The sequence below is a fragment of the Streptomyces litmocidini genome (assembly GCF_014649755.1).
GTDB lineage: Bacteria > Actinomycetota > Actinomycetes > Streptomycetales > Streptomycetaceae > Streptomyces > Streptomyces litmocidini.
The window spans coordinates 163,505-169,721 of record NZ_BMTQ01000018.1 but is presented as its reverse complement, the minus strand read 5'-3'; the positions used below and the strand labels follow the sequence as shown (position 1 = coordinate 169,721).

General features: G+C 73.7%; 5 protein-coding genes. 3 read left to right on the top strand and 2 right to left on the bottom strand.

Going from position 1 to position 6,217, the window contains the following annotated elements:
- The first annotated feature begins 192 nt into the window (after positions 1-192).
- The gene (locus IE180_RS37685) at positions 193-2,271 is read left to right on the top strand and encodes a tetratricopeptide repeat protein (RefSeq protein ID WP_190160183.1); all 2,079 of its coding nucleotides are present in this window, start codon (positions 193-195) and stop codon (positions 2,269-2,271) included.
- 62 nt (positions 2,272-2,333) lie between these two features.
- Here IE180_RS37685 and IE180_RS30470 read toward each other — a convergent pair whose 3' ends face one another.
- Positions 2,334-3,629 carry a DUF1015 domain-containing protein gene (locus IE180_RS30470; protein WP_190160182.1) on the bottom strand — a complete coding sequence of 432 codons (1,296 nt, stop codon included), beginning with the start codon at positions 3,627-3,629 and terminating at the stop codon, positions 2,334-2,336.
- A 78-nt stretch (positions 3,630-3,707) separates the two neighbouring features.
- On the opposite strand from IE180_RS30470, the gene IE180_RS30465 reads away from it, so the two are divergent.
- Both IE180_RS30465 and IE180_RS30460 read left to right on the top strand, forming a co-directional pair.
- Positions 3,708-4,784, top strand: coding sequence for an HAD-IIA family hydrolase (locus IE180_RS30465; protein ID WP_190160181.1), 1,077 nt, complete (start codon positions 3,708-3,710; stop codon positions 4,782-4,784).
- Between the two features lie 111 nt (positions 4,785-4,895).
- Positions 4,896-5,741, top strand: coding sequence for an ABC transporter ATP-binding protein (locus tag IE180_RS30460; protein WP_190160180.1), 846 nt, complete (start codon positions 4,896-4,898; stop codon positions 5,739-5,741).
- Between the two features lie 107 nt (positions 5,742-5,848).
- Here the strand turns inward: IE180_RS30460 and IE180_RS30455 are convergent, their stop codons facing one another.
- Positions 5,849-6,196: an SCP2 sterol-binding domain-containing protein gene (locus tag IE180_RS30455; RefSeq protein ID WP_123450910.1), complete on the bottom strand. Its 348-nt coding sequence runs from the start codon at positions 6,194-6,196 to the stop codon at positions 5,849-5,851.
- Positions 6,197-6,217 lie beyond the last annotated feature (21 nt).

The window sequence follows — 6,217 nt, the reverse complement described above, 5'->3', positions numbered from 1 at the left end:
TCAGCGCCGATGGTACTGCAGGGGGGACCCTGTGGGAGAGTAGGACGCCGCCGAACAATTCTTCAGGACCCCTGGTCCCAGCGTTCACGCTGGGACCAGGGGTCCTTTTGTTTTTGCTTGACTTTTCCGATGCGCGGCCGAGTGCCGGCTGCGCGAGAATGACTGCAGTACCCGAAGACAGGAGTCACACCGATGTCCACCAACTCTCCCGACGACCGTCCGGAGCGCGAGCCGCGTCGCAGGGACGGTGCAGGTGGCGACCGGGGCGGCTTCCGCGGGCCGCGCCGTGATGACAACCGTGGCGGCGGTGACAACCGTGGTGGTGGTTTCCGGCGTGACGACCGCGGCGGTGACAACCGCGGTGGCGGCTTCCGCCGTGACGACCGGGGTGGCGACAACCGCGGTGGCGACAACCGTGGCGGTGGCTTCCGGCGTGATGACCGGGGCGGCGACCGTCCGCCCTTCCGCCGCGACGACCGTGGTGGTGACAACCGCGGTGGCGGTTTCCGCCGCGACGACCGGGGTGGCGACCGTCCGTCGTTCCGCCGTGACGACCGTCCCTCGTACGGGCAGCGTGACGACAACCGCGGTGGCGACAACCGTGGCGGTGGCTTCCGCCGCGACGACCGGGGCGGCGACCGTCCGCCCTTCCGCCGCGACGACCGTGGTGGTGACAACCGCGGTGGCGGTTTCCGCCGCGACGACCGGGGTGGCGACCGTCCGTCGTTCCGTCGCGACGAGCGTCCCTCGTACGGGCAGCGTGACGACAACCGCGGTGGCGACAACCGTGGCGGTGGCTTCCGCCGCGACGACCGGGGCGGCGACCGCCCGTCGTTCCGCCGTGACGACCGTCCCTCGTACGGGCAGCGTGACGACCGCCGTGACGACAACCGCGGTGGCGACAACCGTGGCGGTGGCTTCCGCCGCGACGACCGGGGTGGCGACCGTCCCTCGTCGTTCCGTCGGGACGACCGTCCCTCGTACGGGCAGCGTGACGACAACCGCGGCGGTGACAACCGTGGCGGTGGCTTCCGTCGCGACGACCGGCGTGACGACCGGGGTGGCGACCGCCCGTCGTTCCGCCGTGACGACCGTCCCTCGTACGGACAGCGTGACGACAACCGCGGCGGTGGCTTCCGCCGTGACGATCGTGGTGGTGACAACCGCGGTGGCGGTTTCCGCCGGGACGACCGGCGTGATGAGCGGCCGTCGTCGTTCCGTCGGGACGACCGTCCCTCGTACGGGCAGCGCGACGACCGCCGTGACGACAACCGTGGCGGAGGCTTCCGGCGTGACGACCGGGGCGGCGAGCGTCCCTCGTCGTTCCGTCGGGACGACAACCGGGGTGGCGGCTTCCGTCGGGACGACCGCGGTGGCGAGCGCGGTGGGTTCCGTCGCGACGACCGGGGCGGCGAGCGCGGTGGGTTCCGTGGGCGGGACGACCGGAGTGGTTACGGGCGCCGCGACGACCGTGGCGACCGCGCGCCCATCAAGCGTCTGCCGATCCCGCCGGAGGTCACCGGTGAGGAGATCGACCCGGATGTGCGCCAGGAGCTGATGAGCCTCCCCAAGGGGCTCGCCGAGGACGTCTCGCGCAACCTCGTCATGGTCGCCCAGCTGATCGACGAGGACCCGGAGAAGGCCTACGGCTACTCCCGGGTCGCCCTGCGGCTCGCTTCCCGTGTCGCGGCCGTCCGCGAGGCGGCCGGGTTCGCCGCGTACGCGACGCAGAAGTACTCCGAGGCGCTGGCCGAGTTCCGGGCCGCGCGCCGGATGAGCGGCGGTGTCGAGCTGTGGCCCGTCATGGCCGACTGCGAGCGCGGCCTCGGCCGGCCCGAGCGGGCCCTCGCCATGGCCGGTGAGCCCGAGGTGCAGAAGCTGGACAAGGCCGGGCAGGTCGAGATGCGGCTCGTCGCCGCCGGCGCCCGCCGGGACATGGGGCAGCTCGACGCGGCCATCGTGACGCTGCAGAGCCCCGAACTCGCCTCCAGCGCCGTGCACCCGTGGACCGCGCGCCTGCGGTACGCGTACGCCGACGCGCTGCTCGCCGCCGGCCGCGAGCAGGAGGCCCGGGAGTGGTTCGGCAAGGCCCTGGAGGCCGACAAGGACGGTGCCACGGACGCCTCCGACCGGCTCGCCGAGATGGACGGAGTCGAGTTCGTCGACGCGTTCGACGAGGACGAGTCGGACGAGTCCCCTGTCGTCGACCTCGAGGACGAGGATGACGACGAGGATGAGGACGAGGACGACCGGGACGGCGACGAGGGCTGATCCCCCGGAGCAGTGAGGAGGGCGGCACCCGCTGGGTGCCGCCCTTCTTCGTTCCGGCCCCCTCAGTCCAGGGCCAGGCTCCTCAGGACCAGGCCCGTCGCGGGCTTCGGGCCGAAGGAGGTCGACTTGCGGGGCATCGTGACGCCCTGGCGGGCGAGGTCGCGGACGACCTCCTCCCGTACCGGATGCATGAGGACGGCCGTGCCGCCGCGGCGTTCCGCCTGGGCGACCGCCGCCTCCGTGTCGTGGATGTAGGCGATGTCCTCGGGGGCGTCCGGGATGTGCCAGACGTGCTCCAGGAGGGTGGAGTGCAGGACCGTCGCGTCCAGGGTCCGCCAGGCCGGGGGGCGGTCCGTGCGGATCGTGCGGTCGAGGAGGGAGGGGTCCGGGCGGTCGAGGAGGTGGAAGGCGCCGTCGCCCGCGAGGAGGAAGGCGTTTCCCTCGGCCGTGGCGGCCTCCAGGGCCTCCAGGGCGGCGGGGAGCGGCTGGTCGATCCTGCGCACCCGGAAAGCGTCTCCGAGGGCCGCGAGGGCGTCGGAGACCGGCAGGCGGTTGAGGAGGCGGTGGATCGCGCGGACCCGCAGGGGGTAGCGGGCGGTGTCGATGAGGAGGACCAGGCCGTAGTTCCAGGGGCCGGGGGCCGCGTGCTCCTCGCGGAGGCGCAGGTACGTCGCCCAGCGGTGGTGGCCGTCGGCGATGAGGGCCTGATGGCGGGCCAGGTCGCCGGCGACCGCGGCGAGTTCGGCGGGGTCCGTGACCGACCACAGGCGGTGCTGGAAGCCGTCCTCCGTGGTGGTGGAGAGCAGCGGCTCCTGCTGGACGGTGCGTTCGATGACCTCGGCGGCGCCGCCCTCGTCGTCCCCGACGTAGGTGAGGAGCAGGGGCTCCAGGTTGGCGGCCGTGGTCCGCATCAGGGCGGCGCGGTCCTCGACGACGTGCGGCATGACGTCCTCGTGGGGCAGGACGACGCCCTCCGCCGGCGTGGAGAGCTCCAGGGCGCCGATGACGCCGCGCTGGAGGATGCCGTCGCCCTGCTGCTCGTACACGTAGAGGGCGGGCTCCGGGTCCGGGGCGAGGACGCCGTCCGCGAGCCAGCGGTCGAGGGTGACGGCGGCCTTGCGATGGCGGGTGCCGGCGGTGATCGCCTGCGGGAGGATCAGCCGGACGATGTTGTGGGGGTCGGCGGACTCCAGATGGAGCAGTCCGTCAGGTCGTACGACGACGTCGTAGGGAGGGGACGTCACGGCGGCGAGGCTGCCGACCCGCTCGGGGACGTACCGGAGTCCGCGGAACGGGGCCAGGCGCAGACCTGTGGCGTCGTCGCGGACGTCGTCGGCCGCGTGACCTGATGTGTTCATCCCGTCATCGTATGGGGGCGGGCATGAGCGATGATCGGAGGAGTGGGGGAATTCACCCGGTGATCTGAGGAGTGCGCGGTGACGGTGCGGAACGGTCGGGAACGGCGGGACGGCGGCAGGAAGTGCCCGGCGGGCAGCGCGGCCGCGCTGAGCGAGGCGTACGACACGGCGCTCCTGGACCTGGACGGCGTCGTGTACGCGGGCGGGGAGCCCGTACCGCACGCCGTGGAGGCGCTCGGGACGGCCCGGGCCGGCGGGATGCACCTGGCGTACGTCACCAACAACGCGCTGCGGACGCCGGGTGAGGTGGCGGAGCACCTGACGGAGCTGGGCGTGCCGGCGGAGGCAGGGGACGTGGTCACCTCGGCGCAGGCGGTGGCCCGGCTGATCGCGGACGAGGTGCCTGCGGGGTCCAGGGTGCTGGTCATCGGCGGCGAGGGGCTGCGGGTGGCGCTGCGCGAGCGGGGGCTCGTACCGGTGGAGTCGGCGGACCACGACCCGGCTGCGGTCGTGCAGGGGTACGGCGGCCCGGAGCTGCCGTGGGGGAGGTTCGCGGAGGCGGCCTACGCGGTGGCGCGGGGCGTGCCGTGGTACGCCTCGAACACCGATCTGACCATTCCCGGGGCGCGGGGGATCGGGCCGGGGAACGGGGCGGCCGTGGAGGTCGTGCGCATCGCCACCGGGGGGCGGTTCGAGCCGAAGGTCGCGGGGAAGCCGCTGCCGCCGATGCACCGGGAGACGGTGCTGCGGACGGGGGCGGAGCGGCCGCTGGTGGTGGGGGACCGGCTGGACACGGACATCGAGGGGGCGTTCAACGGCGGGGTGGACTCGCTGCTCGTGCTGACCGGGGTGACGGACGTGGCGCAGCTGCTCGCGGCCGTGCCCGAGCACCGGCCCACGTACGTGGCGGCCGATCTGCGGGGGCTGCTCGTGGGGCAGCCCGAGGTCGTCGCGGACGAGGACGGGGGTTTCGGGTGCGGGGGGTGGCGGGCCTCCGTGAGCGGCGGTGAGCTCGTCCTCGACGGTGCGCCGGGCGAGGGGGCGGACGTGCTGGACGCGGTGCGGGCGCTGTGCGGTGCGGCCTGGTCGGAGGCGGACCGGCCGGGTGCGGACGTGCCGGACGCGGGGAAGGTGCTGGCGCTTCTGGGGGTGTGAGTCCCCGGCATCCCGGACGACGGGCGAAGTTGGGTAGGCTAACCTAACTTCGCGTGGGTCGTGGTCGTCACCGCCGCACACGGCCACGGACGAGACAGCGGGAGTGCGGGTATGGACGGTCGGCAGCAGCAGCGCCTGAGCGCGGAATCGGTCACCCTGGCGTACGAGCAGCGGGTCATCGCCCGCGACCTGTCCGTCGTGATCCCCGACAACTCGTTCACCGTCATCGTCGGGCCCAACGCCTGCGGCAAGTCCACCCTCCTGCGCGCCCTCTCCCGGATGCTGAGGCCCAGCGAGGGGCGCGTCCTGCTCGACGGGCGGTCGATCCACGCGCTGCCCGCCAAGAAGGTCGCCAAGACCCTGGGTCTGCTGCCCCAGACCTCCGTGGCCCCCGACGGCATCACCGTCGCCGACCTCGTCGCGCGCGGCCGCCACCCGCACCAGGGGCTGCTGCGCCAGTGGTCCCCGGAGGACGAGCGGATCACGCGCGAGTCCATGGCGGCGACCGGCGTCGCCGAGCTGGCCGACCGGTACGTGGACGAGCTCTCGGGCGGTCAGCGCCAGCGCGTCTGGATCGCCATGGCGCTCGCCCAGCAGACGCCGCTGCTGCTGCTCGACGAGCCCACCACGTACCTCGACGTCCAGCACCAGATCGACGTCCTCGACCTGTGTGCCGAGCTGCACGAGACGCAGGGGCGGACGCTCGTCGCCGTCCTCCACGACCTCAACCACGCGGCCCGGTACGCCACCCACCTCATCGCCGTCCGCGACGGCGAGGTCGTCGCCGAGGGGCCGCCGTCGGAGGTGGTGACCGCCGAACTGGTCGAGCGGGTCTTCGGGCTGCGCTGCCAGGTCATCGACGACCCGGAGACGGGGACGCCGCTGGTCGTGCCGGCCGGGCGGAAGGCGCGCGCCCGGGCGACCGCGGCGGCCCAGGAGCCCGCGCTGCGGAAGTGACGACCCGAGACGCCGGGTGCCGTGCCGCGGGAGCGGCCCGAGGCACGGGGGAGTGACCCGAGGGGCGGGGCCGTGCCGCGGGAGCGGCCCCGGACGCAGGGGCCGCGCTACAGAAGAGACCTCAGCCGCAGGAGGTCCCGGAAGCCGGCCTCCAGTCTGACCCGGCCCGAGGCCCAGGCCTTCGCGAAGTTCAGCCTGCCGTCCACCATCGCCACCAGGTCGTCGCCGGTCATCGCGAGCCGGATGTCCGCCTTGGCCGGCGGCGGGCCCGCCACCGTGGCGTCGACCCGGATCCGGCCGTCCGCGAGACGGCCCGTGAACGTCGTGTCGAGGTCGGTGACGTGGCAGCTCAGGCTGCGGTCGAGCGCGGCCGCACCGCGCACGCCCTCGTCCGCCCGCGCGAGATTGTCCGAGAGTCTGTCCAGTGCGCCGCGGCACTCCGTGATCGTCGCCATCGCCGTCGACGGTACCCCAGG

What these genes read in the sequence shown, in the direction of transcription:
- IE180_RS37685 (WP_190160183.1), top strand. Translation starts at nt 193, where the DNA reads ATGTCCACCAACTCTCCCGACGACCGTCCGGAGCGCGAGCCGCGTCGC.
- IE180_RS30470 (WP_190160182.1), bottom strand. Translation starts at nt 3,629, where the DNA reads ATGAACACATCAGGTCACGCGGCCGACGACGTCCGCGACGACGCCACA.
- IE180_RS30460 (WP_190160180.1), top strand. Translation starts at nt 4,896, where the DNA reads ATGGACGGTCGGCAGCAGCAGCGCCTGAGCGCGGAATCGGTCACCCTG.
- IE180_RS30455 (WP_123450910.1), bottom strand. Translation starts at nt 6,196, where the DNA reads ATGGCGACGATCACGGAGTGCCGCGGCGCACTGGACAGACTCTCGGAC.